This window comes from Herbiconiux moechotypicola, assembly GCF_024979255.1.
GTDB classification, from domain to species: domain Bacteria; phylum Actinomycetota; class Actinomycetes; order Actinomycetales; family Microbacteriaceae; genus Herbiconiux; species Herbiconiux moechotypicola.
The window spans coordinates 40073-65508 of record NZ_JANLCN010000005.1 but is presented as its reverse complement, the minus strand read 5'-3'; the positions used below and the strand labels follow the sequence as shown (position 1 = coordinate 65508).

Here is a 25436-nt window from a genome sequence, read left to right as displayed (position 1 = left end):
TCCGAGGAAGGTCGCGAGCGCCGCCTTGAGCGGCCTCGTGGGTGGCTGTGACATGTGTCTCCTCATCGCTTTCTCGTGCAGTGGTCCGGGTGAGTCAGTGGTCGGGTGGGTCGGGATGCTCAGCCGACGGCGCCGCAGGCGTCGAGCTCGGCGACGGCCGGCGTGAGCGTCGACTCGCCTCCGAGCAGCGTCACCTGGCCGGCGCCCAGCTCGGCGATCAGGTCGAGGGTCTCGAGCGGCACGCAGTCGCCGGGCACCGTCAGCAGCGGAGAGCCCAGGTGGGCCGCCAGCGCCGAGCCGGCCAGCGCATCCGGGAACGACAGCCCGGTCGCGAGCAGCACCCGGTCGGCCGCGTCGAAGAAGTGGGCCGTGATGACGCGTGACGAGTCGTAGCGGTCTGCGCCGCCGAGCCGCTCGGCCGGGGCGATGACTCCCGCCTCGGCGAGGATGCCGTCGGAGACCGAGGCAGGACCGCCCGCGATGTCGATCTCGTCGGCACCGAGCGCGGCGAGCAGCTCGACCGTGGCGTCGTCGAGCCCGCCGGCGGCTCCGTCGACCAGCAGCACGGGGCCGGCCGAGCCGACCGCGGCACCCGCCGAGAGAGCGTCGGCGAAGTTGGCGCCCGCCGCCAGCACGGCGACCCCGGCCCCGTCGGCACCGAAGGCCGCCTCGGCCACGGCGCGGGAGGTGGCGTAGCGGTCGGCGCCCTCGAGGCGGGTGACCGGCGCCACCAGCCCGAGGCTGTCGGCCACCGCGGGCGACACCGAGCTCGCTCCGCCCACCACCACGATCGACGACGGTTCGAGGCGGGCGAGCTCGGCCTGCACCGCGGCGGGCACGCCGCCCTGCGGCACGAGCAGCACGGGTGCACCCGCCGCGGCGGCGGCCGGAGCCGCGGAGAGCGCATCCGGGAACACCTCGCCCGACACCACGTAGACCGTGTCGGCACCCTCGGGCCAGCCCGCGAGCGAAGCCGCGACCGCGCTCTCGTAGCGGTCGGCACCCGAGAGGCGGTCGGTCACCGGCTCACCGGGCTCCTCCGGCCCGGTGCCGGTGAGCTCGTAGCCCACCACCACGGGGTCGTGGTCGCTCGAGCGGTAGACGCTCTCGTCGTAGAAGTCGGTGGCGTTGTAGTTGTAGCGGCTGTACTCCTTGGCGATCGACTCGCCCGAGTTGATGTTCCAGATGTCGACACCGGTCACCTTCTCGGCCGCGGTCGGCGAGGCGTAGACGTGGTCGAGCGAGCCGCTCTGGCCGCTGAACGAGTAGCTGTACTCCGCGGCGCCGTCATCCCCCGTGCCCGCACCGAGGTCGGTGTAGCCGGCGTCGGTGATCGCCACCGCCGGGTCCTCCATCGTGTAGGCGTTGAAGTCGCCGATGAGGAAGACGTCGGTGGTGCCGAGCTCGGTCTGCAGCCCGTCGGAGAAGGCGAGCAGGGCGTTCGCCTGCGCCACCCGCGAGGCGTTGGATCCGCCCTGGCCGTCGCCCTGGTCGGCGTCGGCACCCTCGCCCGAGCTCTTCGACTTGAAATGGTTCACGATCGCGAGGAAGGCATCGCCGCCGCCCGCCGGCTCGAACTCCTGGGCCAGCGGTTGACGTGCGTTGTCGAACGCCTCATCGAGAAGAACCCGGGATGCGCCCACCGGCGACACCGCGGACGGCTTGTAGATGAAGGCGGTGCGGATGACGTCTTGCGCCTCCACGTCGGGCAGCGCCGACGCCTCGGGCGAGGCCACGTAGGCCCAGGCGTCCTCGCCGTCGGCGAGGCCCGCGTTGAGCGCGTCCACGAGCGCGGCCAATGAGGTGTCGCGGTCGTCGCCGAACTTCACCGAGTTCTCGATCTCCTCGAGCGACACCACGTCGGCACCGAGGCCGTTGATGGCGGCCACGATCTTCGCCTGCTGCCGCTCGAGGTCGTCGGCCTCCGCCGCACCGCGGGCGTCGCAGCCGTCGTCGACGGTCACGTTCGCGCCGTCGCGGTCGGTGTAGAAGGTGCAGCCCTCGAGCGAGTCGCCCGTGGTGGTGAAGTAGTTCAGCACGTTGAAGCCGGCGATGCGGATGTCGCCGCCCACCTCACCCGGAGCCGCCGGCCGCACGTCGGTGAACTCGGCGGGCAGGGTGCCACCGGCCACGAGCTGGGAGGTGGGCTGGAACTTCCAGGCACTGAAGCGGTAGTCGAGCACGACCGGCTCGGTGAAGGTGGCGGTGGAGCCGACGGTGATCGTGGGCACGTCGGTGAGGTAGGGGAGCGGGATGTCCTTGTTGGCGTCGGCGCCGAGGAAGTCGATGCTCGACCCGTCGTCGAGGGTGACCGCGCGGGCGGCGTTGTCGGCCACGGCGGCGTCGTAGGCCGCCGTGCCGGGGCGGGCGATCTCGGTGGGCGTGATGAGCGGGGTGTCCCCGACCGCGAGGCCGATCTCGGCGTACTGGTTGGTGCTGTAGGTGTTGGAGACGGTGAAGTCGCCCTGCGGCAGCAGCAGCATGCTCTCGAGGGTCTCGCGGCCGGCGGCGTCGCCGGGCAGCACGATCTCGGCGGGGAGCACCGGCTCGGCCTCCTCGTCGAGCACCACCGCGTCACCCGCGCCGACGGTGAGCTCGGTGAGCCCGAAGTACTCGGAGACGACGCCCGTGACCTGCACGTAGTCGCCGATCTCCACCTCGCCGACGGTGGCGGAGGAGTAGACGAAGATGCCGTCGGAGGCGGTGTGCGCGGCGAGATCGAGTTCGCCGCCCGTCCCCGGCGTCTGGAGGGTGTAGCCGCGGAAGCCGCCGGTGGGGTAGGCGGCGGTGACGATGCCGGAGGTGGTGACCTCGGGCTCGTCGTCGGTGGCGAACGGCGAGGAGTCGCCCGTGCCCTGCAGCTCGGCGATGGTGTGGGTATCGCCCGCGGCGGCGACCGCGGCAGCCGGGGCTGCGGCCGCCGCTGCGGGCGCGATGCCCGGCAGAGGGGCGGCGGATGCGGGGGCGACGGCCCCGAGGCAGGCCGCGAACAGCACTCCCCCGGCGATCGACGCTGAAACGGCCAGGTGCGGTCTCCGTGAGGGCAGCTGCATGCGGCCCATGCTAGGAGGGTTCGATAACGAAAGAAAGACTAAACATTTCCAGCAGGTTAACTCAATAAAACTGAATGAACGTCACCCCTATGGGGGGCATCAGGCTAATGGGCTCGAGGGGCCGCGTGCAACCCCTTGCGCCCGGCTGATGCCGGGTAGACTTGAGCGGTCCTCCCCGCCGCCCCGCCGAAAGCTGGAGTCCCCGTGCCGAAGATCGTCGTCGACGTGATGCCCAAAGCCGAGCTGCTCGACCCCCAGGGCAAGGCCGTGGCAGGAGCCCTCGGGCGCCTCGGCCAGAGCGCCTTCACCGACGTGCGGGTGGGCAAGCGCTTCGAGCTCACGGTCGACGGCCCGGTCGACGAGACGGTGCTCGCCAGCGTGCGCGAGATCGCCGACGAGCTGCTGTCGAACCAGGTCATCGAAGACGTCGTGAACATCACCGTCGTCGACGAGGCCGGTGCCCACAGCGCGAGCGGCGCATCCGGAGCCCTCGCGTGACCCGCGTCGGCGTCGTCACCTTCCCGGGCTCGCTCGACGACCGCGACGCCCAGCGCGCGGTGCGCTTCGCCGGCGCGGAGGCCGTCGCCCTCTGGCACGGCGACCACGACCTGCAGGGCGTCGACGCCGTCGTGCTGCCCGGCGGCTTCAGCTACGGCGACTACCTGCGCTGCGGCGCCATCGCCTCGCACTCGCCGATCATGCGCGAGGTCGTGGCGGCGGCGGAGCGCGGCGTGCCCGTGCTCGGCATCTGCAACGGCTTCCAGATGCTCACCGAGGCGCACCTGCTGCCGGGCGGACTCATCCGCAACGACCACGGCTCGTTCATCTGCCGCGACCAGGTGCTGCGCGTCGAGAACACCTCCACCGCCTGGACGAACGGGTACACCGCCGGCCAGGAGATCACCATCCCGCTGAAGAACGGCGAGGGCGGCTACATCGCCTCGGCCGAGACCCTCGAGCGGCTCGAGGGCGAGGGGCGCGTGGTGTTCCGCTACGTCGGCGTGAACCCCAATGGCTCCCTCCACGACATCGCCGGCATCGCCAACGAGCGCGGCAACGTGGTGGGCCTCATGCCGCACCCCGAGCACGCGATCGAGGCCGGCTTCGGCCCCGACACCCCCGCCGCCATGCGCTCGGGCGTCGACGGCCTCACCATGTTCACCTCTGCCCTCACGGCCCTCCTCGCCGCCTGACCTCGGCCCCACCGCCTGCGCCGCACCACCCGCGGCTCCGCCGCGCCCACTTCGCCACGCCAGACCGCACCCGGCGCCATAGTGGGCCCGATCGCCGTCTCACGTGGCGAAGTCGTCGCCCAGCGAGACGCGCGTCACTCGCCGGTGGCGCCGTCGAGGAGTTCGCGGAGGATGTCGATGTGGCCGAGGTGGCGGGCCGTCTCCTCGGTGAGGTGCAGCAGGATCCAGCGCAGGGTGAACCGCCCTTCCTGGGCGGCACTGCGGTCGTCGAGGTGGAAGCGCGCGGCGACCTCGCGCGACTCGGCGCAGGCGGCCTCGTAGTCGGCGATGATGGCGGCCAGGCTGTCGTCGGCCGTCACCCGGAACTCGCCGTCGGGGTCCTCCTCCGACCATCGGTACGGCACGCCCTGCTCCCCCGCCAGGTCTTCGCGCATCCACGAGCGCTCGACGTCGGCGAGATGCCTGATGAGCCCCGATACCGTCGTGATGCTCGGCAGCAGCTGCTTCGCCGCATCCGCGTCGCTCAGCCCGGTGGCCTTCCACACCACGGAGGCGCGCTGGAAGTCGAGGAAGCCCTCGATCGACTCCCGTTCGCCGCCTCGCTCGGGCGCCTGCGGGCGGTCGTCGTCGGGGAGGGTGCCGGTGCTCGTGCCGCCGCTCGTCATGCCTCGACCGTACCCGCCGTCGCGCGCATCCGGAACCGTGTGTTCCGTTCACCTGCGACCTGCATAATGTGCCTCATGGCGAAGAAGACGAAGACCGCACTGAAGGAGCTCGTCAAGGCTCTCGAGAAGCACGTCGAGGTGCTCGACGACCCGAAGAGCACCCGCGGCAAGCGCGACCGCGCTACCGCCCGTGTGCGCAGCGCCGCGATCGCGTACTCCTCGGTGCTGCACTCGCGCACGGGGAGCGAGAGCCCGTTCCTCGACATCCCCGATCCCGGTCTCGACGCCCAGACGGTCGCGTCACTCAAGGCCGAGAAGGATGCGCTGGTCGCCAAGCGGTCGTCCAAGCACTCCTCCTGAGCGGGCCCGATCGTCCAGGCCGACCTGTTCGGGAAGGTCTCGGCCGGCTCGTGGTTGTATCAATACGTAAGTATTGAAATGCCCGGATGCGCGCGGCTGGTCGTCGCGGGTGGTCCGGGTCGACACGAGTGAGGAAGTGGTCGTCGTGGCCAGGTTCGACAACAAGGTGGCGATCGTCACCGGCGGTGGAAGCGGAATCGGAGCGGAGATCTCACGCGAGCTCGCCGCACAGGGCGCCGCCGTGGTGGTCACCGACATCAAGCTGGAGGCCGCCCAGACCGTGGTCGACGAGATCACCGCCGCCGGAGGCAGGGCAGCGGCCTTCGCGCAGAACACGGCGAAGTGGGAGGACTCGGAGGCGGCCGTCGCTTTCGCGCAGGAGACTTTCGGCGGCCTGCACCTCGCCGTGAACAACGCCGGCATCGGCGCGGCGCCCCAGCCCATCGGCGAGTACGACATCGCCGCCTGGGACCGCGTGCGCGCGGTCGATCTCGACGGCGTGTTCTACGGCCTGCGCTTCCAGCTGCCGGCCATCGTCGCCTCCGGCGGCGGCGCGATCGTGAACATGGCGTCGGTGCTCGGCTCCGTGGGCATCGCGCAGAACGCCGCCTATGTGGCGAGCAAGCACGCGCTGCTCGGGCTCACCAAGGTGGCCGCGCTCGAGTACACCGCCCAGGGCGTGCGCACCAACGCGGTGGGCCCCGGCTTCATCGACACCCCGCTCGTGCGGGCGAGCCTCACCCCCGAGGCGCTCACCGCGCTCGAGGCCGAGCACGCCACCGGCCGCCTCGGCACCGACAAGGAGGTCGCGGCGCTCACCCTCTTCCTCCTCAGCGACGAGGCCTCGTTCATCTCGGGCAGCTACCACCTCGTCGACGGCGGCTACTCCGCCCACTGACCGGTCGGCGGATGCGCGGTCGCCACACCGCGCATCCGCCGGGCCCGCCCGAACACGAGGGTGCGCTGCACGGCGAAGCCCGCGAGGTAGAGCGTGAGCTCGACTCCGACCTTGGCCACGAGCAGGGGCACGCCGAGCGCGACGGCACCGCTGAGCAGCGCGTAGTTCGCCGCGAGCAGCACGACGGCGAGCGCCGCGTACCGCAGGGCGGCATCGGCGAGCGAGCGTCGGCCGGCACCGGGTCGGACACCAGGCCCCGAGAACACGAGCCGCCGGTTCACCGTGAAGTTGACCGCGGCGCTCACCAGCCGCGCCCCCACCACCCCCACGAGCAACGACCCCGTGGTGGCCACGAGCAGCTGCAGCATCAGCAGGTCGATCGCGAACGCCGTCAGCGACGACAGCACGAACCGTGCGAACGGTCGCAGCACCCGCACCGAGTCGACGACCGGCCTGAAGTGCGACGAGGCGTTGTGCTCGAGGTACACCGTCTCGATCGGCAGTTCCTCCAGCCGCACACCCTCATCACGCGCAGCGAGCAGCATCTCGAGCTCGTACTCGAACCGCTCGCCCTTCACGGTGAGCAGCCACGGCAGCACGCTCGGCGGGTACGCCCGCAGGCCCGTCTGGGTGTCGTGTACCCGGATGCCGGCGGCCGCCGAGAACAGACGCCTCGAGACGGCGTTGCCGAGCCGGCTGCGCGCCGGCACGCGGCCCGAGAACCGCCGCCCGCCGAGCACGATCACCCGCTCGTCCGCGGCGCCGTCCGGGGGCTGCGCTTCCGGCGCGTGCTCGAGCCCGCCGACGGCACCGCCGCCGCCACCGCGACCGCCCGCACCGCCGCCCGCACCCCCGCCCGCGCCGCTCGCCACGAGCATCCGCTCCACCCGCACCGGCGCATAACTCTCCGCCCGCTCGGCGACCCGCACGATGTCGGGCACCCGGTGCTGCCCGTCACTGTCGGCGCACACCACGGTCTCGCCCGGGTGGTGCTCCAGCACGTGCGCGAAGCCCGCCTTGAGCGCCGCCCCCTTGCCGCGGTTGACGGCGAAGCCGATCACCTCGGCCCCGCGCGCCCGCACCGCGTCGAACACCAGCCCGTAGCCCGGCCCGCTGCCGTCGTCGACCACCACGACCGTCGCCTCCGGCACCGTGGCGACCAGCTCGTCGACGAGGTCGAGCAGCCGCGCATCCGGCTCGTAGGAGGGCACGAGCACGATCACGACGCGCTCCCGGCGATGTAGAGGATGTCGGAGGTGCCCCGCTCCTCGCCCTTGCCGAGCGGATCGTTCACGAGCTCGCCGTCGAAGTACATGGTCGACGAGCCGCCGCCGTCGAGGTTGTAGGCGGTGGTGGCGCCGAGCGACTGCATGATCTCGGCCAGCCCGGTCATGGTGACACCGGTGCTGTAGCCGGGGCTGCGCCCGTCGACCACCACGAAGACGAGGTGGTTCTCGTCGATCACCCCCACCGCCGTGCGCGGCTGCTCGCCCTGGATGGAGTGGTTGCCGAAGTTCGTGTCGACCTCGACGTCTTCGATGCCGTCGACGATCTCGCCGTCCTCGACGATCGCGGGGCCGAAGCTCAGCGTGTTCCACACCCCGTCGGCCACCAGCTGCTCGGCCGTGGTGGTGGTCTCGTCGTACACCTCGACGGTGCCGTCGGTGTAGAACGCGAGGCCCTCGCGGGCACCCTCGTCGCGGTAGACGACGCCGTTGCGGATGACGATCCCGGTGTCGCGGAAGCCGTAGTAGTCGCCGTTGATCGCGAAGATCGCGCCGTTGTCCTCGGCCGTCTCCGAGGTGGTCTCGGTGATGTTCTCGCCGAAGGAGTTCTGCGCGAACGCCGAGCGCAGCACGGTCGCGTCGGAGAGCGTGACGTCGGCGACGTAGTACGTGACGGTGTCATCGCCCGAGCCGGTGACGACGGTGGAGATCTCGATCGAGGCGTCGTCGGAGGTGTAGCTCGTGCCCGTGACGGTTCCGGATGCGGCGGTGCCGTCGGTCGCATCGGTCGCGGCCTCGTCGGTGCCGGTTCCGGTGCCGGCCTCGGACGTGTCGCCCGAGTCGCTCGTGCCGGACTGAGCGGCTTCGTAAGCGTCGACGTCGGAGATCTCGACGTGCTCGATGACGTAGCGGTCGAGCGCCCACGTCGCCCCGCCGCCGAGCGTGAGGGCGACGGTGAGCGCCGAGGCCGCGATGACCACCGTGCGGCGACGGGGGCGCCGGAGTGTGCGGGGTGTGCGGTTCATACCCCCTTTGCTACGCGCCGATCTCAGGCGCCCCACTCGGGCGGGCTCGCGGGAGCCTATGAGTCCCTATGAGCCCACCAAGAGCCGCGAGCCCGCCACGGGTGCTCTACTGCGGCGCGCTGCCGCCGTTCACCATCCACACGATCCCGAACTTGTCGGTGAACTGGCCGTAGTAGTCGCCCCACGGGGCCTTCTCGAACGGCACGAACAGGGTGCCGCCCTCCGACAGACCGTCGAAGTAGCCGCGCAGCTCGTCGATGTCCTCACCGCTGATGGCGATGGTCACGTTGGTGCCCGGCGTGTAGTCCATTCCGGTGGGGGTGTCGGAGCCCATCAGCACGAGTCCGCCGGGCGTGACGAGCTGGGAGTGCATGACCAGACCGCCCTCGCCCTCTGCGACCGGCATCTGGAAGTCGTCGAAGGTGCTCGCGGTGAGTTCGCCGCCGAGCACCGACCTGTAGAACTCCATCGCCTCCTTGGCCTCGCCCTTGAAGCTGATGTACGGGTTGAGATTCGTGCTCATGGCGGCTCCTCACGGTTCGGCGCCGGTCACCGCGACCGCGCGCTCGACAGCACTCTATCGCCCCATGTGAACGCTGTACACATACCCGTGGTGAACAGCCGGTGAGACGGCGCAGCGCGTCGGGCGGCCCGGAATCATGCCGATCGAGGGGCCTTCGAGGTGGCGAAGCGCCTCGGTCACACGGCGGCAACTGACGCGAAACAGGCCCGCCGTACGCTTCGGGCATGAGCTTCTCACCCGACCGCCGTGCCCGCGTGGTGATCTTCTCCGGGCCGCGCGCGACCATCCAGAACAGCGCCGCGCTCCGCACCAGCCAGTCGGTGCGCCGCGCCAGGGGCCTGAGCGGTGCCGACGACACGCAGCCCGAGTCGCTGCGGTCGCAGCATCTCGCCGCGCCCGTCACCGCGTACGTCGCGGCCTTCTCCGCGCATCCGCTCGAGCGCGACTCTGCCGAGCTCTACGGCCCCGTCGACGGCTGGCTCGACCCCGCCACCGGGGAGTTCAGTGAGACCGAGATCGCCGGCGGCACCGCGGTCTACAAGGTCACCCTCGACCCCGCCGACGGCCCCTTCCCGCTCCCCTACGCGGCCACCCAGGCCAACGGCGAGCCCTGGAACGGCCCCTTCGACGACAACGGCACCGCACGCCAGCTCTTCTACCCCGACGCCTCGCGCATCGTGAACGAGATCGACCACTTCGGCCTCGACGGCTACGGCGCCAACAACCTGATGGGCGAGCTCGCCGACTTCGACTTCGTGCGGGCGGCCCCCTCGGGCGGCTACACGAAGGGGCAGGCGGCGGCCGACCGCACCGACACCCCCACCCCCGCCGGTTTCCGCGGCGAGCCGGGCGACCTCGCCCCCGAGGTGCTGGGCGAGAACTTCTTCCCCTACATGCCGATGCGGCAGGAGCCCGCGCTGCCCACGCTCGCGACGCTCACCAACATCGTCTACGAGACCCTCGCATCCGGCGACTACGACGGCGCCATCTGGCTCGAGGGCAGCCCCACCACCGAGGAGACCGTCTACTGGTTCAACCTCCTCATCCCCACCCGCCGCCCCCTCATCGGCAACTGCTCGCAGTACGGGCACGGCGTGTTCGGCAACGACGGCGACCACAACCTCGTGCAGTCGACCGCCTACATCGCCTCGCGCGTGTGGGCCGACGAGAACGGCGACGACCGCGTGGGCACCGTCATGATCCAGAACGGGCAGGTGTTCACCTCGCGTGAGGTGATGAAGGCGGATGCGCGCCCCGGCGGCTACGTGGCCTGGGGCGGGCACGGGGGCATCGTGGGCAACACCGTCGAAGACCCGGTGCTGCAGTTCGTGCCGGTCGCCAAGCACACGCACACCTCGGCTCTCACGCTCGACCGGCTGCCCGCATCCGTCACCGGCCTGCACGGCGAGCCCGTCACGACGCTCTCGGAGAAGGGGCACCTGCTGCCCGAGGCGATGCCGAAGGTGACCGTGGCGCGCTACGTGAACTACGGGCAGGACGACTTCTCCGACTCCGCCGACAGTGAGGTCGAGATCCTCGCCCGCATCGAGAAGAACCTGCGCGACCACCCGCTCGCCGGGATCGTGGCCGAGGGCTCCGCACCCTACGGAGGCGTATACGAGTCGATGCGCGCCGCGCTGCTGCAGGCCGTGTTCCGCGGCATGCCCGTGGTGTCGGTCGGTCGCGGCGGCGGGGGCTACGCCTTCGCCATGGCGACGCTCGGCGGCCTGCTCATCCGCGGCAGCAACCTCTCGGCGCCCAAGGCGCGCATCCTGCTCATGGCGGCGCTGCTGAAGTTCGGCGCCCTGCCGGTGCCGGCCGACCCGGATGCGCCCACCGAGGCCGAGCTCGCCGCCATCCGCTCGAAGGTGGCCGAGTACCAGACCGTCTTCGACACCCACTGATCCGCTCGCCGCCCGCCCACCCGAAACCCGATTGGAACATCCCATGGTCAGCTACGGCGTCTTCCTCCCCGTCGGCAACAACGGCTGGATCCTCTCCACCACCTCGCCGCAGTACGAGCCCAGCTTCGCGCTGCAGCGCACGATCGTGCAGAAGGCCGAGCAGCACGGCTTCGACTTCGCCCTCGCCATGCTCAAGTACCGCGGCTACGGCGGCGAGACGCAGCACTGGAACCACACCATCGACCCGATGACGCTGATGGCGTCGCTCGCGCCGCTCACCTCCACCATCAAGCTCTACGCCACCGTGTCACCGCTCAGCTACAACCCGATCGTGGTGGCGAAGATGGCGCAGCTGATCGACGAGGTGTCGGGCGGCCGGTTCGGCATCAACCTGGTGGCGGGCTGGAACCGCAGCGAGTACGCGCAGATGGGCGCCTGGCGGGGCGACGACTACTACGGTTACCGCTACGACTTCCTCTCGGAGTTCACACAGATCCTGCTCACCGCGTGGGAGACCGGGCACGTGACCTTCCACGGGAAGTACTTCGACATCGAGGACTGCGAGGTGCTGCCGAAGCCGGTCGGGCACGTCGATCTCATCTCGGCCGGCACCTCGTCGCGCGGCCGCCGCTTCGTGGCCGAGTACGCCGACTACCACTTCGGCGCCGGGTCGGACGCCGCCCAGGTGGCCGCCTCGAACGCCCTGCTCGCCGAGGCCAGCGAGAGCCTCGGCCGCACGCCGGGTGCCTTCGCGCAGACCCTGGTGGTGCTCGGCGACACCGACGCCGATGCGGCACGCAAGGTGGAGCTCTACCAGAAGGGCGTCGACGTGGGCGCGGTGCAGGGCATGATCCGCGAGTACTCCAACGACACCTCCACCGACGGCTCGAGCGCCATGGTGGTGGAGAGCCACAAGGCCGACATCTCGCCCTTCTACGGCGGGGGCGCGCTGGTCGGCTCGCCGCAGACGGTCGCCGACCACCTCAACGCCATCGCGGCCGTGCCCGGCACCGCGGGCGTCATGCTCACCTTCGACGACTTCGTGGAGGGCATCGACCGCTTCGGCACCGAGGTGATGCCGTTGCTCGACCACCTGCCGACCCGCACCGCCGCCGCACCCACCGCCGCGACCGCGCCCACCGTCTCCGCCCCGAAAGGCTGACCCGTGCCCTACCAGATGAGCCTCGCGCTCGACCTCTCGTTCTCGCACCACCAGGGTCGCTGGCGCCTCCCCGGCTCCTGGGCCGGGCGCGACTTCCCCGACCTGCGCATGTACCGCGAGCTGCTGCTGGCCGCCGAGCGGGGCTGCCTCGACATGGTGTTCTTCGGCGACGGCACGGGCATCCCCTCCACCTACGGCGGCACCATCGACCCCGCCGTCGAGTGGGGCATCGGCTTCCCCCGCCAGGACATGAGCCCGTTCATCGCGGCGCTCGCGCAGGAGACCACGAACATCGGGTTCGGACTGACGTATTCCTCCACGTTCATGCATCCGTTCTACGTGGCGCGTCTGCTCAACTCGCTCGACATCGTGACAAAGGGCCGGATGGCCTTTAACGTGGTCACCTCGTCGAGGGTGGCGGATGCGGCCAACTACGGCTTCGACGCGCTGATGGACCACGACGAGCGCTACCGCCGCATGGAGGAGTTCGTGCATGTGTGCCAGGAGCTCTGGCGCAGCGTCGACCAGGACGCGTTCGTGTGGGACCGCGAGAGCGGTATGGTGGCCGAACCCGGCAGCATCCGGCCCATCGACCATCACGGCGAGTTCTTCGACGTGGCCGGCCCCCTCAACACCGTGCCGAGCCCGCAGCAGGCGCCCGTGCTCATCCAGGCGGGCGGCTCGCCCCGCGGCATCCGCGCCTCGGCCGGGTTCGCCGACGTGGTGTTCGGCGGTGCGTTCTCCGACGCCGACCGGCAGCGCCACCGCAGCATGCTCGACGAGGAGCTGCTGGCCGCCGGCCGCGACCCCTCGCGCGTCGGCATCCTCTGGGACCTCCACCTCATCGTGGGCGACACCCCCGACGAGGCCCGCCGGCGCAAGGAGCAGCTCGCCGAGCTGCTGCCGCCCGAGGCCTCTGCGGCGCAGTTCGCCCACAACACCGGCTACGACTTCGCGCAGCTGCCCGCGCGCTTCACACTCGAGGAGCTGAAGGCCGAGGTGATCGCCAAGCAGGCCAGCCCGATGGGCTTCCGCGACCTCGAGAACGAGTACGGCGCCACCACCGAGCTCACCCGCGAGGAGTTCTTCGACGGGCTCTGGAAGGTGGCCACCGGCTACGAGCACACCGTCGCGGGCAGCGCGGCCGAGGTGGCCGACTACCTCGAGGAGTCCTACGAGGCATCCGGCAGCCGCGGCGGGTTCATGATCGCCCATCCGCAGGTGACCCCGCGCGACCTCATCGACGTGGTAGGGCTGCTCGTGCCCGAGCTGCAGCGGCGCGGTCGCTTCCGCACGGCCTACGACGGATCGACGCTCCGTGAGACGCTGGGAGTGCCGGCGTTCTCCTAGCCGGCACCGGATGCGCGACCGCCCGCCGCCGTCGCCGCACGACCCGAGAGGGGAGTTGAGTGGACCAGCCGAGACGGCGCACCTTCACCGACGACAAGATCCTCGACCTGGGCCAGCATCGCCGGCAGGACGAGGCGAGGCGCCTGCGCGACCTCGTCTCGGCCTTCGTGCTCTCCGTCACGGCGGGCGGTGAACGCCTGCCCTCCGACGAGGAGATCGCGCGCGAGTTCTCCTGCACCCGCAACACGGCGCGCATCGCCATGCAGATGCTGGTGCAGGAGAACACCATCGGCCGCACCGCCGGCCAGGGCACCTACGCCCACAGCCGCCCCACCACCTGGCGCACCGACCGGTTGCTCGACAAGCTGCGCATCGACCCGCCGCCCACCGACCACGACTACGTGCTCATCGGCTGGCGCGAGACCACCGCGGTGCCGCGGTCGATGGCGACGGTGTTCGCCCCCTCGGTGGCGAGGATGGCCGTGTTCGAGCGGGTGGTGCTGTACCGGGGCCGCCCCGGGTCGCTGCGCACGTACTACCTGCCGCTCAGGCCTGACGACGTGTTCACGCCGGCCGACGCGAACGACGACGTGCTCGAGATCCTCGAAGGCCGGTTCGGGCACCGGCCGCTCAGCTCCACCCGGCAGATCAGCGCCATCTCGGCCGATCTCTCCGCCGCCGAGCTACTCGCCGTCGAGGTGGGCACCCCGCTGCTGTTCATCGAGACCACGGTGCGGGATGCGGCGGGAGACGTGGTGATGGTCTACCACGGGCGGCAGCGCTCCGACCAGGTGCGCGTGGAGCTCACCCCCGCCCGCGACGAGCTCTGACCCGGGACTAGCTCTGAGGCCGCACCCGCGCTGCCGAGGTTCGTCTCAGCGAGCAGGGGCGGGGTTCTCGGATGCGCGAGGGCGGGTCAACGTCGGCGCGAGCACGGCGACGGCCGCCAGGAGAACGGCTGCGATCGTGGCGACGGCGGGGAGCGCGCCGAGCTGGTCGGCGAGGGCGAACACGAGCAGGGGGCCGACGGCGGCGCCGATGTCGCCCGCCGTTCGGGTGAAGCCGACCACTGCGCCCGCAGCCGCCGGCGAGAAGCGCTCGCCCGTCACGACGTTGGGAACCACGCCGGCGACGCTCGTCGCCACGTAGTACGCCACGAGCACGGCTGAGAACGCGATCGGCGCGGGCAGCACCGGGAACAGCAGCAGCGACCCCGCCGACACCAGGCTGGCCGGGATGAGCACCGACAGCCGGGCACCGCGGTCGACCAGACGGCCCACCAGCGGGAGGGCGCCTATGCTCACGAGCGTACCGACCGACATGGCGACTCCGAGGCCCAGCGGGGTGAGGCCCCCGACGTCGTATGCCAGAACGGGAATGAGTCCCTGTTCACCGGCGAAGCGGGCCAGGAAGGTGGCGAAGGAGACGGCGACGAGGCCGATCACGAGGGCACGGGAGCCGCCGAAGCGTGAGGCTGCCTGAGTGGCGACAGGAGCCTCGCCGGCCTCGCCGCTCCGCGCATCCGTCGCCGCGTCGACCCGATCATCCGGCGCCGCCGCGCCCCGCGCATCCGTCGCCGCCCGCGCCCGCGAGAACGCCGCCCAGTAGTACCGCGCCGGCCGCACGAGGTCGACCGCCAGGCACGCGAGCAGCGGCACCACGGCCACCACGAACGCGCCCTGCACCCCGATCGCCGTGACCGCGGCACCGCCGATGAGCGCCCCGATCGCGGAGCCGCTCATCTGCACCACCGTGGCCGTGGCCATCGTGCGCCCACGCCGGGCGGGCGGCGCACCCGCCACGAGCACGGCGAATCCGATCGTCACCGCCGCACCGCCGAGAACGCCCGCCACGAGCCGTGCCCCGAGCAGCAACGGCTCGGTCGGCAAGAACCCTGTCAGCGCGGTGACCACCGCGAGCAGCAGCGACACCACCTGCAGGAACGGCCGCGGCGGGATGCGGCGCAGCGCCAGCCCGGCCGGCACGTTGGCGAGCACCCGTCCGATGGCGAACGAGGCGATCAGGAGGCCGATGCTCGCCGCGCCGATGCCGAACGCCTCCACCAGCACCGGCAGGGCCGGGACGATCACGCCCCACGTCATCTGGGCAGACGCGATGAACGCGCAGACGAGGATCGCCTGCGCGTTCACGCTCGCGCCGGAGGGCGCGGAGGGGACGGGGTCGCTCAGTTGGTCAGTCCGATCGAGGTGTCGATGAACTCGTTGGTCACGAGGTCGCTCGGGGTGATGCCGTCGGCCGGGGTCACACCCTGCTCGGCGAACACCGGGAGCACCTTGTCGATGAGGTCTTGCACGCGCTCCTCGTCGAAGTCGCCCAGGGTGTCGTTGTCGCCGTTGCCGGTGATGCCCTCGGAGAGCATCGTCTCCACAGCGTAGTCGGCCACGCCCTGCGAGTAGACCCAGCCCGTGTCGTACTGCTCGACCAGGTCGAGGATGAGCGCGTTCGCGGTGGAGGGGTCGTCGAAGTAGTCGACCGTCGCCTGCTGCAGCACCGGCACGAGCGCGGTGAGGCACTCGCTGTCGGCCTCGAGGTCGTCGCTGCGCACGGCGAGCGCGTCCTGGTAGGGGCGGTAGCCGAGGTCGTCGACGAGCTGGTAGGTCACCGGCTTCATCCAGGCCTCGACCTCGTTCTCGTAGATGTAGGGCTCGGCCGAGGCGAAGCCCTGCTGGGCGGCGGTGCCCTGGGCGGCCACGAACGAGGCCGGGGTGCCGTCGTAGGAGGCGTCGGCCTGGGCGGCCGGCACCACGCCGGTCTGCACGAGGTAGGTCATGTAGGCGGTGCCGTCGAAGTAGCGCACGACCGCTCCGGCGTCCATGACGTCCTGAATGCCGGTGGCGTCGGGGTAGGTCGCCGGGTCCCACATCACCATGAGAGGGCTGATGTCGTGCGAGGCGAACACCGCGGTGGTGGACATCTCGGCCGACTGCGAGATGGCGTCGTCGGTGGAGACGTAGCCGAGCATGATGTCGGGGTCGGTGTACATGAGGCTGGTCACCGACTGGTAGCCGGTCGCCGGGCCACCGGCGCGGATCTCGACGTCGACGCCGGTGTACTCGCCCGAGGCCATGAGCGGCCCGGAGACCACCTTGTTCGTGGCGTCGATCGTGTAGTCGTCGCCGAGCAGCTGATAGAGGTGACCGTGCTCGGCCTCCGGGTTCCAGCCGGTCTGGATGACCACGTTCGCGGGGCAGCCCGCGGCGGCGAGGTCGACCGAGCCGATCTCGAGCCCGGCGGCGGCGGTCGAGTCGCCCTCGGAGGCGGTGGAGCCCGAGCTGCAGGCGGTGAGCAGAAGGGCGCTGGCCGCGACGGCGCCGAGCGCGGTCGCGATCTTCGGGGTGGAACGGCGCATGTGATCTCCAGGATGTGAGTGGTGCGTCGGGTGCGGGGGGAGCCCGCCCAGTCTCACCCGACGCCGTTGCACCGGTGTTTCCCGACCGAGAACGATCGGTTGCGCCACCCCGCGCCACCCCGCATCCGCGTCAGAATGCGGATGCGCGGAGTTTGCGCCACCTCGGCGCGCACCCCGCGCCCCCCGGCCGGTTCGTGGTGACCCGGATGCGCGCCGCGCGCGATCAGGCCGTGCAGGCTCCGGAGGCCACCGGCTCGGTCGACCCGACCGCGGCCAGAACCGGCGCGATCTCGTCGAGCGTCATCGCGTACCCGGTGTCGGAGTCGATGGTGGAGCGGGCGAACACCACGCCCACCACGGTGCCCGAGGCGTCGAACAGGGGGCCGCCCGAGTTGCCCGGGCGCACCGTGCCGCGGAGCGAGTAGATCTCGCGGGTCACCGCATCCTGCTCGTAGATGTCGCGCCCGACGGCGTCGAGCACCTCGCGCACCCGGGCGGTGGCCGTGGTGTACCCGCCGTTCTCGGGGTAGCCGGCGACCACGGCCGAGTCGCCGCCCGTGAGCTCGGTGCCGGTGGGCAGCGGGTCGACGCCGAGCCCCGGCACGGCGAGCACGGCGAGGTCGCGGTCGGGGTCGAACACCACCAGCGTGGCCTTGTGCAGTTCGCCGACCCCGCCGACCTGCACGTAGCTCTGCTCGGAGCCGGCCACCACGTGGGCGTTCGTCATGACGCGCTCCGGCGCCACCACCCAGCCCGAGCCCTCGGCGTCGCTGCCGCAGCTGGGCGCCGAGCTCAGGATGCGCACCACTCCGCCGGCCGCGTCGTTGACCGCCGCGGGCACATCGGGGTCGGGTGCCGGCGCATCCAGGATCGTCTCGACACCGAACGCGAACACCTCGGGGAAGCCGGAGTCGTCGAGCGCGGAGTCGATCGTGTCGAGGGCGTCTTCGGCCGGCACGGGGGCGACCGAGTCGAGGGCGGCCACCACCCGGGAGGAGGCCACGAGCTGGGTGACGGGCACGATGCCGGTGGTCTGCAGGAACCCGGCGAGCAGCCACACCACGACGGCCCAGGTGAGCAGGCCCAGCACCGCGCCGCCGAGCGAGTCGATGCCGCGGCCGATGCGCACGGAGCCGATGACCCGCCGGAGCAGGCGGGCGACGACGCTCAGCACGGTGATCGCGAGGCCCATGCACAGCAGCAGCACGACGCCTGCGGCGACGGCCCGCTGGAGCGCGGAACTCCAGCCGAAGGCGGCGAGCCAGTCGACCACGCCGGGGGCCACCAGCGAGGCCAGGAACGCGCCGGCGACGATCCCGGCGAGCGACGCGGCGGTCACCAGTGCGCCTCGCCGCCAGCCGCCCAGAACGGCGAGCACGGCGACCAGGACGAGGACGATGTCGACGAAGATCTGCATGTGTGAGGTCACACTACGGACGCCGCATCACCGGATGCTGGGAGACGGGTGTCGAGGGCGGCGTAGAGTGCTGTCGTGACCGAAGCCCTCGACAGCATCCCGCTCACCACGATCGACGGGGAGACCACCACGCTGGCCGCCTACGGGCCGGTGAAGCTCATCGTCAACGTGGCCTCGCGCTGCGGGCTCGCGCCGCAGTACGAGAAGCTCGAGGCGCTGCAGAAGGAGTACGGCGAGCGCGGTCTCACGGTGCTGGGCTTTCCGAGCAACCAGTTCCTGCAGGAGCTCGGCGACACCGAGAAGATCAAGGAGTACTGCTCGCTCACCTGGGGTGTGACCTTCCCCATGTTCGACAAGGTGAAGGTGAACGGGCGTGGCGCGCATCCGCTCTACCAGCAGCTGAAGAAGACCCCGGATGCGGAGGGCAAGGCGGGGCGGGTCACGTGGAACTTCGAGAAGTTCGTGGTGACGCCCGACGGTGCGGTGCACCGCTTCCGGCCGCGCACCGAGCCCGACGACCCCGCGATCGTCGCGCTCATCGAGTCGTCGCTGCCTCCCATTGCGTAGTAATTACTCATCACGCCGTGGGGTGCCTCGCCCCTAGCGTCGGGAGCATGACGTCTTCTCGCCTCCTGCAGGCCGGCACCACCGCTCTCCTGTGCGGTGCCCTCGCGGCCACACTTCCCGCCACCACCGTCTCGGCGGCCACACCGGCGGAGGGTGGCCCAGCCGCGGTCGCTGCGCAGGCCGATGGCACCCTCATTCCTTCGAAGGGGATGGTGCGCATCGCGGGAGCCGACCGCTACGAGGTCTCGGCGGCCATCTCGGCGAGCATCGCCTACCCCCGTCTCCCCGTTCCGGTGGCCTACGTGGTGTCGGGCGAGGCGTTCCCCGACGCCCTCTCGGCCTCCGCGGTCGCGGGAACCCTCGGCGGCCCGGTTCTCCTGGTCACGAAATCCACCATCCCCGACGCCATCCGGGCCGAGCTCACCCGCATCAAACCGCGCAAGATCATCGTGCTGGGTGGGGCCAACAGCATCGACGCCTCGGTCGAGGCGCAGCTCGGCGCCTACTCGTCGTCGGTCAACCGCATCGCGGGAGCCGATCGCTACGAGGTGTCGGCTCTCGCCTCGGCCGGCGTCTTCGAAGTCGCCCCAACGGGTCCGGGCGTCGACACACTCTTTCTCGCTTCGGGCGAGAGCTATCCCGATGCGCTGTCCGGCGCCCCCGCCACAGCAGCCACCCGAGAGGGTGCGCTGCCGGGCCCGCTGCTTCTCACCCGGCGGGGCGACCTCCCCGCGGTGGTCGAAGCCGAGATCCGGCGGCTGCGGCCCGAGCGCATCATCATCCTCGGCGGTGCAAACACCATCTCCGACGAGGTCCTTGCGAAGCTCCGCACCATCCAGCCCGCCGCCTTCCGCATCGGCGGAACCGATCGGTACGACACCTCGATTGCGATCTCCAGCTTCGTCGGCCAGTCCGACACGATCTACGTCACCTCGGGCCAGAACTTCCCCGACGCGCTCTCGGGCGGTCCGGCCGGCATCATCGGCCGCAGCCCTGTCTTCCTCACCTCACCGAACGCCATTCCGGCGAGCCTCGCCACCTACCTCTCCCGCCCCGAGAACAAGCCGAAGCGCATCATCATCCTCGGCGGCCCCTCCTCCGTCTCCCCCGCCGTCGAAGCCGGCTTCGCCGCCTACCTCGCCCCCTGACCGCGCGTCGCCGCAGCCACACGGGCTCGGGCGCCCGGTGGGTTCGCCACGTGCGGCGGCGAGTGGCGCCCTATGCTGCCCGGAACGTGTCTCGCATGGCGAAGCGCGCACGTCGGTTCCGGGGTGGGCCACTCCAGCGCGAGGTGGCCGGGTGCGCGAGGGAGTACGGTTGCCGGAGCCGACGAGGCGGGAGGTCAGCACATGGATCGCATCGACCGGGAGTCCGGATCCCGGGGCGGGGCAGTGGCGGATCACGGGCTGGTGGAGCGACTGCGGGCGGGTGGGAGCGTGTTCGCGGAGGAGGAGGCGGCATTGTTGGCCGACGCCGCGGGCCAGGGCGCCGGGTCGACGGAGCGGCTCGAGCAGCTCGTCTCCGCGCGGGTCGCGGGTGAGCCGCTGGAGCCCTTGATCGGGTGGGCCGAGTTCGCGGGGATGAGGGTGATCGTCGATCCCGGAGTGTTCGTGCCGCGTCGGCGCACGGAATGGCTCGCCGAGTGCGCGGTGCAGCAGGTGGGCGCCGTGCAGTCGGCTGCTGCAGTGGCGGCTCCGATGGCGGCGGCCGTGCAGGTGGTCGGGGAGCATGAAGCCCGGGCGACAGGCGATCCGCGGGCCGTGGTGGTGGACCTGTGCTGCGGGACGGGGGCCGTGGGGGCCGTCGTGGCGGCGCGTACGGGGGCGGAGGTCTACGCCGCCGACATCGATCGGGTGGCTGTGGAGAACGCGCGCCGTAACCTGCCGGCGGAGCGGGTCTACGAGGGCGACCTGTTCGAGGCGCTGCCGAGGTCGCTGCGAGGGCGGGTCGACGTGCTGGCGGTGAACGCGCCCTACGTGCCGACCGCGGCGATCGCGTTGATGCCGTCCGAGGCACGCGACCACGAACCGCGAGTCGCGCTCGACGGCGGAACCGACGGGCTCGAGGTGCACCGGCGGGTGGCGGCGGATGCGCGCGACTGGCTCAGCGCATCAGGAGCCCTGATGATCGAGACCAGCGAGCCCCAGGCCGATCACACGGCGGCGCTGATGCAGGCCGCAGGGCTGCGCGCCGAGATCCGGCGCGACGACGAGCGCGATGCGACCGTGGTGATCGGGTCGGTTCAGTTCTTGTAGGGCTCCCGCGCGAGCGCGATGAGCGCCGCGATGCCGAGCACGCCGCCGACGAGCGTGATGAGTCCGATGATGCCGAGCAGCACGTCGCCGATCATGGGCGCACCTCTTTCCTGAGTCGAGACCAGCGTAGCAAGGGCGCGCCGCCGTCTTCAGACGAACGTCGCGGCCATCAGGGCCGTGGAGAGGCCCATGCTCGTGAGCTCCGTCACGGCGAGGACGCGCTGCGCCCGAGGGCCCCCGGCACGCACCACGCGCCACGCGAGCACGGCGCCGAACACCAAGTACCCGGCCGCGGAGGCGAGCACCAGCGACAGGATGCCCGTCGCCCCGGAGTGCACCGCACCTCCTGCCGCGTGGGACGCCGAATCGGCAGACGCACCGTGAACCGTCATCGCGACGAGCAGCATCGCCATCACCACCGCCCCGAGCGACCCGTGCAGTGCCATCGCGCCGTGCACGTGCCCGCCACCCTCGCCGGGTCGCGCGGCCGTAGCCCCGAGTCCGCTCGGCCGGGCGACCACGGCGGCGCTCGCCACCGCCACGGCGAGCAGCAGGCCCGCCCACACCAGCACCGGCACGCCCAGCACCGCCGTGGCGGCGTCGAGCATGGCGAGCAGCATGAGCGCGGCCCCCACGATCCCGAGCACCGCGCGCAGCCGGCCGGGACGGCGGGCGCCCACCGCACAGCAGGCGCCCACCGCGGCCGGAACGAGCGCCCCGAGGTGGAGCGCCTCGGTCACCCCGCGTGCCCCTCGTGCTCGCCGCCCGAGTGCCCACCATCCGCGTGGTGGCTGCAGTGCGCATCCGCACCATCCGCCCCTGCCCCGTGCCCCGCCGGCGCCGGCACGTTCAGCGCCGGGTTGCGGTCGAAGAACCCGTACGGCTTCAGCGCGAACTTCGCGTAGTCGACCGGCATCACCGGCCAGTCCTCGGGCCGCGGGAAGTGCGTCGGCCCGAAGGTGTGCCACAGGACGATGTCCTCGCCATCGATCGGCGCGTCGTCCGCGATGAACCGGGTGATGCCGTCGCCGCCGGGGTTCTGGTGCACGAAGTCACCCGCCGCATACTTCTCGGCCGGGTCGTACGCCGTCACGAACAGGTGCTTCGTGGCGAACTCCGCACGCCCCGCGATCGACGACGACGGGTCGGCGAGCAGGGTGGGCGACTCGGTCGGCAGCAGCACGTAGCCGGTGGGCCGCCCCATCGCGTTCGTGGCCGTGGTGCTGGTGACGTGCCAGGCGCGGCCCACCGACGCATCCGCCACCCGCCCCGACGAGCCCTCCGTGGTGAGGCGCGTGACCTTCTTGGTGAACGCGTTGCCGTGCTCGTTGCCCGGCCCCACGGGCACCCGCACCGCGTCGACCTCGTCGACCGCGTTCGCCACACCGTCGACCATCATGTCCAGCCGCGCCGAGAACAGGTGCTGGTGGTACGGGCCACCCAGACCCGGAGCCACCTCGGAGGCGTACGGGTAGTCCTCCCCCGACTCCGACACCCCGGGGTACGACGAGGTGAACAGCACCCCGGTGAGCTTCGCCTCGCACTCGATCGTGCCGTCGAGGTAGAGGTACCAGTAGAAGCCGTAGTCGTAGTTGCCGACCGTGGTGAAGAACGAGATGACGAGCCGCCGCGACCGGCGCACCTCGTTCGAGCCGGTGAACATGTCGGAGTGCTTCCACAGCGTGCCGAAGTCTTCCTCGTGCATGCAGATGCCGTTCGAGATGGTGAACGGGTTGCCGAGCTCGTCGGCCAGCACGGCGTCGAAGTAGTGGATCTCGCCCACGCAGTCGCAGCCCAGTTCGAGCGAGTTCGTGAACCGCCCGAACAGGTACTCGCCGGTGTCGAAGTAGTTCTGCCAGAACCGCACCGGCGACGGGTCTCCGTAGGGCACGAGCATCTCGTCGATCGAGGCGCGGTACACGATCGGGCGCGCCGGTGCGTCGGGCGTGCGCGCATCCGCCCACGCCAGCTGCCGCAGCACCAGGCCCTCGCGGGTGTCGAACCCGACCCGGAAGGTCCAGTTGCCCCACGTCACGAGTTCCCCGTCGACCGTGAACGACGGCCCCTCCGGCTGGGTGATGACGATCGGCTTCAGCGACGCCAAGGGCGCGCCCTGCAGCTCGGGATCGTCGAAGTTGCCCGAGGTCTCCGGCACGGGCAGCGGCGACGCGTCGATGAGCCGCGTGACCGTGCGGGTGGCGGTGTCGACGTAGGCCGAGAGGCCGTCGACCGGATGCGCCCAGGGGTGATCGCTCGGTGAGTCCATCCGGAACGCCAGCACCCGCAGGATGCGCCGCCCCTCCTCCTCGGGGAAGTCGTAGTACCCGGCCGAGAGCGGCACGCAGATGACGTTCTCGACCGTGAGCCCGCGGGCGGCGAGCGCCGCCACCCACCCGGCGTCTTCCGCCACGATGTCGGCGATGGCCTCGAACTCCTCCAGCAGCACGGGCAGCTGGCCGCGCGAGCCGTCGAGCACCTCGGTCGAGAGCACGCCGCCGGGCTCCGCATCCGACCCCACCGCCACCACGTTGTCGGTGGAGCGGCCGGTGGCCATGTCGAGCAGCATCACCCGCGCCCGCCGTTCGGGCAGCGGCCCGTCGCCGTCCTGCCAGGCGAGCACCTCGCGCTTGTGCGGCTCTTCGAGGCCCACGTAGGCGAAGCGGGTTGTGGGGGTGAAGTCGGGCGCCGCGGTGACGAGGTCGCGGATGCGGGTGAACTCCTCCGTGCTGAGCGAGGCGAGCGGATGCGGCGGGGTCGCGCCGTCTGCACCGGTGGTGCTGAGGTCGGTGTCGGCGATGGTCATGGTGTGGTTCCTTACGGTTGGGCGTGTGGGCGTGACAGGCGAACGGATGGGCGGGGCTCAGGATGCGGCAGGCGGCACGGTCTCCGACGAGGCCGCCGACGCGGGCGGCACGGTCGCCGCGCTCGAGTCGCTGATGGCCTCGGTGATGGTCTCGTACACCGCCGGCCGTGCCCGCTTCAGCACCGCCGCCTGCACCAGCCCCACCACGGGGAACACCACGATCAGCGCGAGGAGCACGAAGCTCACCACCCCGAACACCGGAGTCCCCTCGGCGTCGACGTCGCCCACCATGAGGGGGAAGTACGCGATGATGACGATCGCCGAGCCGATCAGCCCGATGAACCCGAGCGCGGGCGCGATGACCGTGTTCCACACCCGCCTGTCCTGCTTGGTGCGGGCGAAGTACACGATCACCGCGAGCGAGGTGATGCCCATGAGGATGGCGATGGCGAGGGTGGCGACACCGGCGAACCAGGTGAACACCTGCAGCACCGGGTCGAGGGCGAGCAGCGCGAACACCACGATGAGCACGGCAGCGGTGACGGTCTGCACGAGCGAGGAAGTGTGCGGCGAGAGGTGCTTGGGGTGCACCCGGCCGAGCACGTTGGGCAGCACGCCCGCGTTCGACATGGAGTGCTGGTAGCGGGTGATGACGTTGTGGAACGACAGCACGCAGGCGAACATCGAGGTGATGAGCAGCACGTTGATGATGACCTCGCCCACCACGCCGAGGTACTTCGCGGTGGTGACGATGATCATCGCGCCCGGGTCTTCGGCGGCCACGCCGAGCACGTTGTCGGGGCCCCAGGCCATCACGAGGCCCCACGAGGCGAGGGTGTAGAACACGCCGATGCCGATCACGGCGGTGTAGGTGGCGCGCGGGATGGTGCGCGAGGGGTCCTTCGCCTCGTCGCGGAAGATGGCGGTGGCCTCGAAGCCGATGAACGCCGCGATGGCGAACATGAGGCCCACGCCCGGCGCCCCCGAGAAGATGTTCTCGGGCAGGAACGGCGCCGCCGAGAGTCCCTGCTCGCCGCCGGTGAACACGATCGCGGCCACGAGCACGAGCACGATGCCCACCTCGCCCACGAGCAGGATGCCGAGCACCCGGCTGGAGAGGTCGATGTGCCGGTAGCCGAGGAAGCCGACGATCGCGATGACCGCGAGCGAGTAGAGGTACCACGGGATGTCGGGGCCGCCGAGACCGGCCACCGTCACCTCGAGGATGTAGCCGATGTACCCGTGCACGCTGATCTGGATGGCCGTGTAGGTGAGCAGCGCGAGGAAGGCGCTCGCGAGGCCCGCCGGGCGGCCCAGTCCGTAGCCCACGAAGGTGAAGAACGCGCCTGGCCGCGGCACGTGCCGGGTCATGGCGGCGAGCCCCACCGCGAACAGCAGCAGGATGACCGCCGAGATCGCGTAGAGGCTCGGAAAGCCCACGCCGTTGCCGAGCAGGATACCGAGCGGCGCGGCACCGCCGACGACGGTGAGCGGAGCGGCGGCGGCCACCACCATGAACACGATGGCGGTGACGCCGAGCGAGCCCTTGAGGGTTCTCGCGTGCGGGCTGCCGACGGCGGCGGGGTCTTTCGTGACGGACATGGCGGTCTCCTCGACTCGGGGTTGCCGACCACTGTGCTCGGTTCTCTTTTCGGTTCTGTCACC

22 protein-coding genes are annotated in these 25436 nt (G+C 71.1%); 11 read left to right on the top strand and 11 right to left on the bottom strand.

From position 1 onward, the window contains the following. Nucleotides 1-119: 119 nt before the first annotated feature. Nucleotides 120-3053, bottom strand: a complete 2934-nt coding sequence (locus tag N1031_RS09400; protein ID WP_259479371.1) for an ExeM/NucH family extracellular endonuclease — start codon at nucleotides 3051-3053, stop codon at nucleotides 120-122. A gap of 204 nt (nucleotides 3054-3257) precedes the next feature. Between N1031_RS09400 and purS the strand changes: the two genes are divergently transcribed. Both purS and purQ read left to right on the top strand, forming a co-directional pair. Continuing rightward, nucleotides 3258-3551: a phosphoribosylformylglycinamidine synthase subunit PurS gene (gene purS / locus N1031_RS09395; RefSeq protein ID WP_259479370.1), complete on the top strand. Its 294-nt coding sequence runs from the start codon at nucleotides 3258-3260 to the stop codon at nucleotides 3549-3551. After that, nucleotides 3548-4246 (top strand): phosphoribosylformylglycinamidine synthase subunit PurQ, encoded by a 699-nt coding sequence (gene purQ / locus N1031_RS09390; protein WP_259479369.1) that lies wholly within the window; start codon nucleotides 3548-3550, stop codon nucleotides 4244-4246. The genes purS and purQ overlap by 4 nt, the downstream gene beginning before the upstream one ends. Nucleotides 4247-4380: 134 nt before the next feature. On the opposite strand, the gene N1031_RS09385 is transcribed toward purQ, so the two are convergent. After that, a complete protein-coding gene (locus N1031_RS09385; RefSeq protein ID WP_259479368.1) occupies nucleotides 4381-4911 on the bottom strand; it encodes a DinB family protein in 531 nt (176 codons plus the stop codon). A 75-nt stretch (nucleotides 4912-4986) separates the two neighbouring features. Here N1031_RS09385 and N1031_RS09380 point away from each other — a divergent pair, with 75 nt between their 5' ends. Beyond that, nucleotides 4987-5271, top strand: coding sequence for a hypothetical protein (locus tag N1031_RS09380; RefSeq protein ID WP_259479367.1), 285 nt, complete (start codon nucleotides 4987-4989; stop codon nucleotides 5269-5271). Nucleotides 5272-5416: 145 nt separating this feature from the next. After that, nucleotides 5417-6169, top strand: a complete 753-nt coding sequence (locus N1031_RS09375; protein WP_259479366.1) for an SDR family NAD(P)-dependent oxidoreductase — start codon at nucleotides 5417-5419, stop codon at nucleotides 6167-6169. Here the strand turns inward: N1031_RS09375 and N1031_RS09370 are convergent. The 3 genes from N1031_RS09370 to N1031_RS09360 all read right to left on the bottom strand — a co-directional run bounded on the left by N1031_RS09370 (nucleotide 6154) and on the right by N1031_RS09360 (nucleotide 8943). Beyond that, nucleotides 6154-7392, bottom strand: a complete 1239-nt coding sequence (locus tag N1031_RS09370; protein WP_259479365.1) for a glycosyltransferase — start codon at nucleotides 7390-7392, stop codon at nucleotides 6154-6156. The two genes, N1031_RS09375 and N1031_RS09370, sit on opposite strands and share 16 nt — an antisense overlap. Continuing rightward, on the bottom strand, nucleotides 7389-8420 hold the full coding sequence (locus tag N1031_RS09365) for a phosphodiester glycosidase family protein (protein WP_259479364.1): 1032 nt from the start codon (nucleotides 8418-8420) through the stop codon (nucleotides 7389-7391). The genes N1031_RS09370 and N1031_RS09365 overlap by 4 nt, the downstream gene beginning before the upstream one ends. A 106-nt stretch (nucleotides 8421-8526) precedes the next feature. Next, complete coding sequence (locus N1031_RS09360) at nucleotides 8527-8943, bottom strand: VOC family protein (protein WP_259479363.1); 417 nt, start codon at nucleotides 8941-8943, stop codon at nucleotides 8527-8529. A 224-nt stretch (nucleotides 8944-9167) separates the two neighbouring features. Between N1031_RS09360 and N1031_RS09355 the strand changes: the two genes are divergently transcribed. From N1031_RS09355 to N1031_RS09340, 4 genes are read left to right on the top strand one after another with little or no spacing between them, the layout of a single operon-like run. Beyond that, complete coding sequence (locus N1031_RS09355) at nucleotides 9168-10847, top strand: asparaginase domain-containing protein (protein ID WP_259479362.1); 1680 nt, start codon at nucleotides 9168-9170, stop codon at nucleotides 10845-10847. A 43-nt stretch (nucleotides 10848-10890) separates the two neighbouring features. Then, complete coding sequence (locus N1031_RS09350; RefSeq protein ID WP_259479361.1) at nucleotides 10891-12009, top strand: LLM class flavin-dependent oxidoreductase; 1119 nt, start codon at nucleotides 10891-10893, stop codon at nucleotides 12007-12009. Nucleotides 12010-12012: 3 nt separating this feature from the next. Further along, entirely contained in the window at nucleotides 12013-13359 is a 1347-nt protein-coding gene (locus tag N1031_RS09345) for an NtaA/DmoA family FMN-dependent monooxygenase (protein ID WP_259479360.1), read from the top strand. A 59-nt stretch (nucleotides 13360-13418) separates the two neighbouring features. Continuing rightward, nucleotides 13419-14189 (top strand): GntR family transcriptional regulator, encoded by a 771-nt coding sequence (locus N1031_RS09340; RefSeq protein WP_259479359.1) that lies wholly within the window; start codon nucleotides 13419-13421, stop codon nucleotides 14187-14189. A 45-nt stretch (nucleotides 14190-14234) separates the two neighbouring features. Here the strand turns inward: N1031_RS09340 and N1031_RS09335 are convergent, their stop codons facing one another. The 3 genes from N1031_RS09335 to N1031_RS09325 all read right to left on the bottom strand — a co-directional run bounded on the left by N1031_RS09335 (nucleotide 14235) and on the right by N1031_RS09325 (nucleotide 18146). Further along, nucleotides 14235-15509, bottom strand: a complete 1275-nt coding sequence (locus N1031_RS09335) for an MFS transporter (protein ID WP_259479358.1) — start codon at nucleotides 15507-15509, stop codon at nucleotides 14235-14237. Nucleotides 15510-15544: 35 nt separating this feature from the next. After that, on the bottom strand, nucleotides 15545-16729 hold the full coding sequence (locus tag N1031_RS09330) for a substrate-binding domain-containing protein (protein WP_259479357.1): 1185 nt from the start codon (nucleotides 16727-16729) through the stop codon (nucleotides 15545-15547). Between the two features lie 223 nt (nucleotides 16730-16952). Continuing rightward, the gene (locus tag N1031_RS09325) at nucleotides 16953-18146 is read right to left on the bottom strand and encodes a MarP family serine protease (RefSeq protein ID WP_259479356.1); all 1194 of its coding nucleotides are present in this window, start codon (nucleotides 18144-18146) and stop codon (nucleotides 16953-16955) included. A gap of 75 nt (nucleotides 18147-18221) precedes the next feature. On the opposite strand from N1031_RS09325, the gene N1031_RS09320 reads away from it, so the two are divergent. The 3 genes from N1031_RS09320 to N1031_RS09310 all read left to right on the top strand — a co-directional run bounded on the left by N1031_RS09320 (nucleotide 18222) and on the right by N1031_RS09310 (nucleotide 20968). Further along, the gene (locus N1031_RS09320) at nucleotides 18222-18713 is read left to right on the top strand and encodes a glutathione peroxidase (protein ID WP_259479355.1); all 492 of its coding nucleotides are present in this window, start codon (nucleotides 18222-18224) and stop codon (nucleotides 18711-18713) included. A 47-nt stretch (nucleotides 18714-18760) separates the two neighbouring features. After that, nucleotides 18761-19861, top strand: coding sequence for a cell wall-binding repeat-containing protein (locus tag N1031_RS09315; protein WP_259479354.1), 1101 nt, complete (start codon nucleotides 18761-18763; stop codon nucleotides 19859-19861). A 201-nt stretch (nucleotides 19862-20062) separates the two neighbouring features. Next, nucleotides 20063-20968, top strand: a complete 906-nt coding sequence (locus tag N1031_RS09310) for a methyltransferase (protein ID WP_259479353.1) — start codon at nucleotides 20063-20065, stop codon at nucleotides 20966-20968. Nucleotides 20969-21117: 149 nt separating this feature from the next. Here the strand turns inward: N1031_RS09310 and N1031_RS09305 are convergent, their stop codons facing one another. Genes N1031_RS09305 through N1031_RS09295 form a run of 3 tightly spaced genes read right to left on the bottom strand, consistent with a single transcriptional unit; the run spans nucleotide 21118 to nucleotide 25373 of the window. Then, nucleotides 21118-21708: a hypothetical protein gene (locus N1031_RS09305; RefSeq protein WP_259479352.1), complete on the bottom strand. Its 591-nt coding sequence runs from the start codon at nucleotides 21706-21708 to the stop codon at nucleotides 21118-21120. Then, a complete protein-coding gene (locus N1031_RS09300; protein ID WP_259479351.1) occupies nucleotides 21705-23771 on the bottom strand; it encodes a primary-amine oxidase in 2067 nt (688 codons plus the stop codon). The genes N1031_RS09305 and N1031_RS09300 overlap by 4 nt, the downstream gene beginning before the upstream one ends. Before the next feature lie 57 nt (nucleotides 23772-23828). After that, the gene (locus N1031_RS09295) at nucleotides 23829-25373 is read right to left on the bottom strand and encodes an APC family permease (protein ID WP_259479350.1); all 1545 of its coding nucleotides are present in this window, start codon (nucleotides 25371-25373) and stop codon (nucleotides 23829-23831) included. Nucleotides 25374-25436: the final 63 nt, after the last annotated feature.

Bases quoted from the DNA above. Each gene is read 5' to 3' on its own strand.
- N1031_RS09385 (WP_259479368.1), bottom strand. From the start codon at position 4,911: ATGACGAGCGGCGGCACGAGCACCGGCACCCTCCCCGACGACGACCGC.
- N1031_RS09360 (WP_259479363.1), bottom strand. From the start codon at position 8,943: ATGAGCACGAATCTCAACCCGTACATCAGCTTCAAGGGCGAGGCCAAG.
- N1031_RS09350 (WP_259479361.1), top strand. From the start codon at position 10,891: ATGGTCAGCTACGGCGTCTTCCTCCCCGTCGGCAACAACGGCTGGATC.
- N1031_RS09355 (WP_259479362.1), top strand. From the start codon at position 9,168: ATGAGCTTCTCACCCGACCGCCGTGCCCGCGTGGTGATCTTCTCCGGG.
- N1031_RS09315 (WP_259479354.1), top strand. From the start codon at position 18,761: ATGACGTCTTCTCGCCTCCTGCAGGCCGGCACCACCGCTCTCCTGTGC.
- N1031_RS09325 (WP_259479356.1), bottom strand. From the start codon at position 18,146: ATGCAGATCTTCGTCGACATCGTCCTCGTCCTGGTCGCCGTGCTCGCC.
- N1031_RS09300 (WP_259479351.1), bottom strand. From the start codon at position 23,771: ATGACCATCGCCGACACCGACCTCAGCACCACCGGTGCAGACGGCGCG.
- N1031_RS09295 (WP_259479350.1), bottom strand. From the start codon at position 25,373: ATGTCCGTCACGAAAGACCCCGCCGCCGTCGGCAGCCCGCACGCGAGA.
- N1031_RS09400 (WP_259479371.1), bottom strand. From the start codon at position 3,053: ATGCAGCTGCCCTCACGGAGACCGCACCTGGCCGTTTCAGCGTCGATC.
- N1031_RS09380 (WP_259479367.1), top strand. From the start codon at position 4,987: ATGGCGAAGAAGACGAAGACCGCACTGAAGGAGCTCGTCAAGGCTCTC.
- N1031_RS09310 (WP_259479353.1), top strand. From the start codon at position 20,063: ATGGATCGCATCGACCGGGAGTCCGGATCCCGGGGCGGGGCAGTGGCG.
- N1031_RS09330 (WP_259479357.1), bottom strand. From the start codon at position 16,729: ATGCGCCGTTCCACCCCGAAGATCGCGACCGCGCTCGGCGCCGTCGCG.
- N1031_RS09365 (WP_259479364.1), bottom strand. From the start codon at position 8,420: ATGAACCGCACACCCCGCACACTCCGGCGCCCCCGTCGCCGCACGGTG.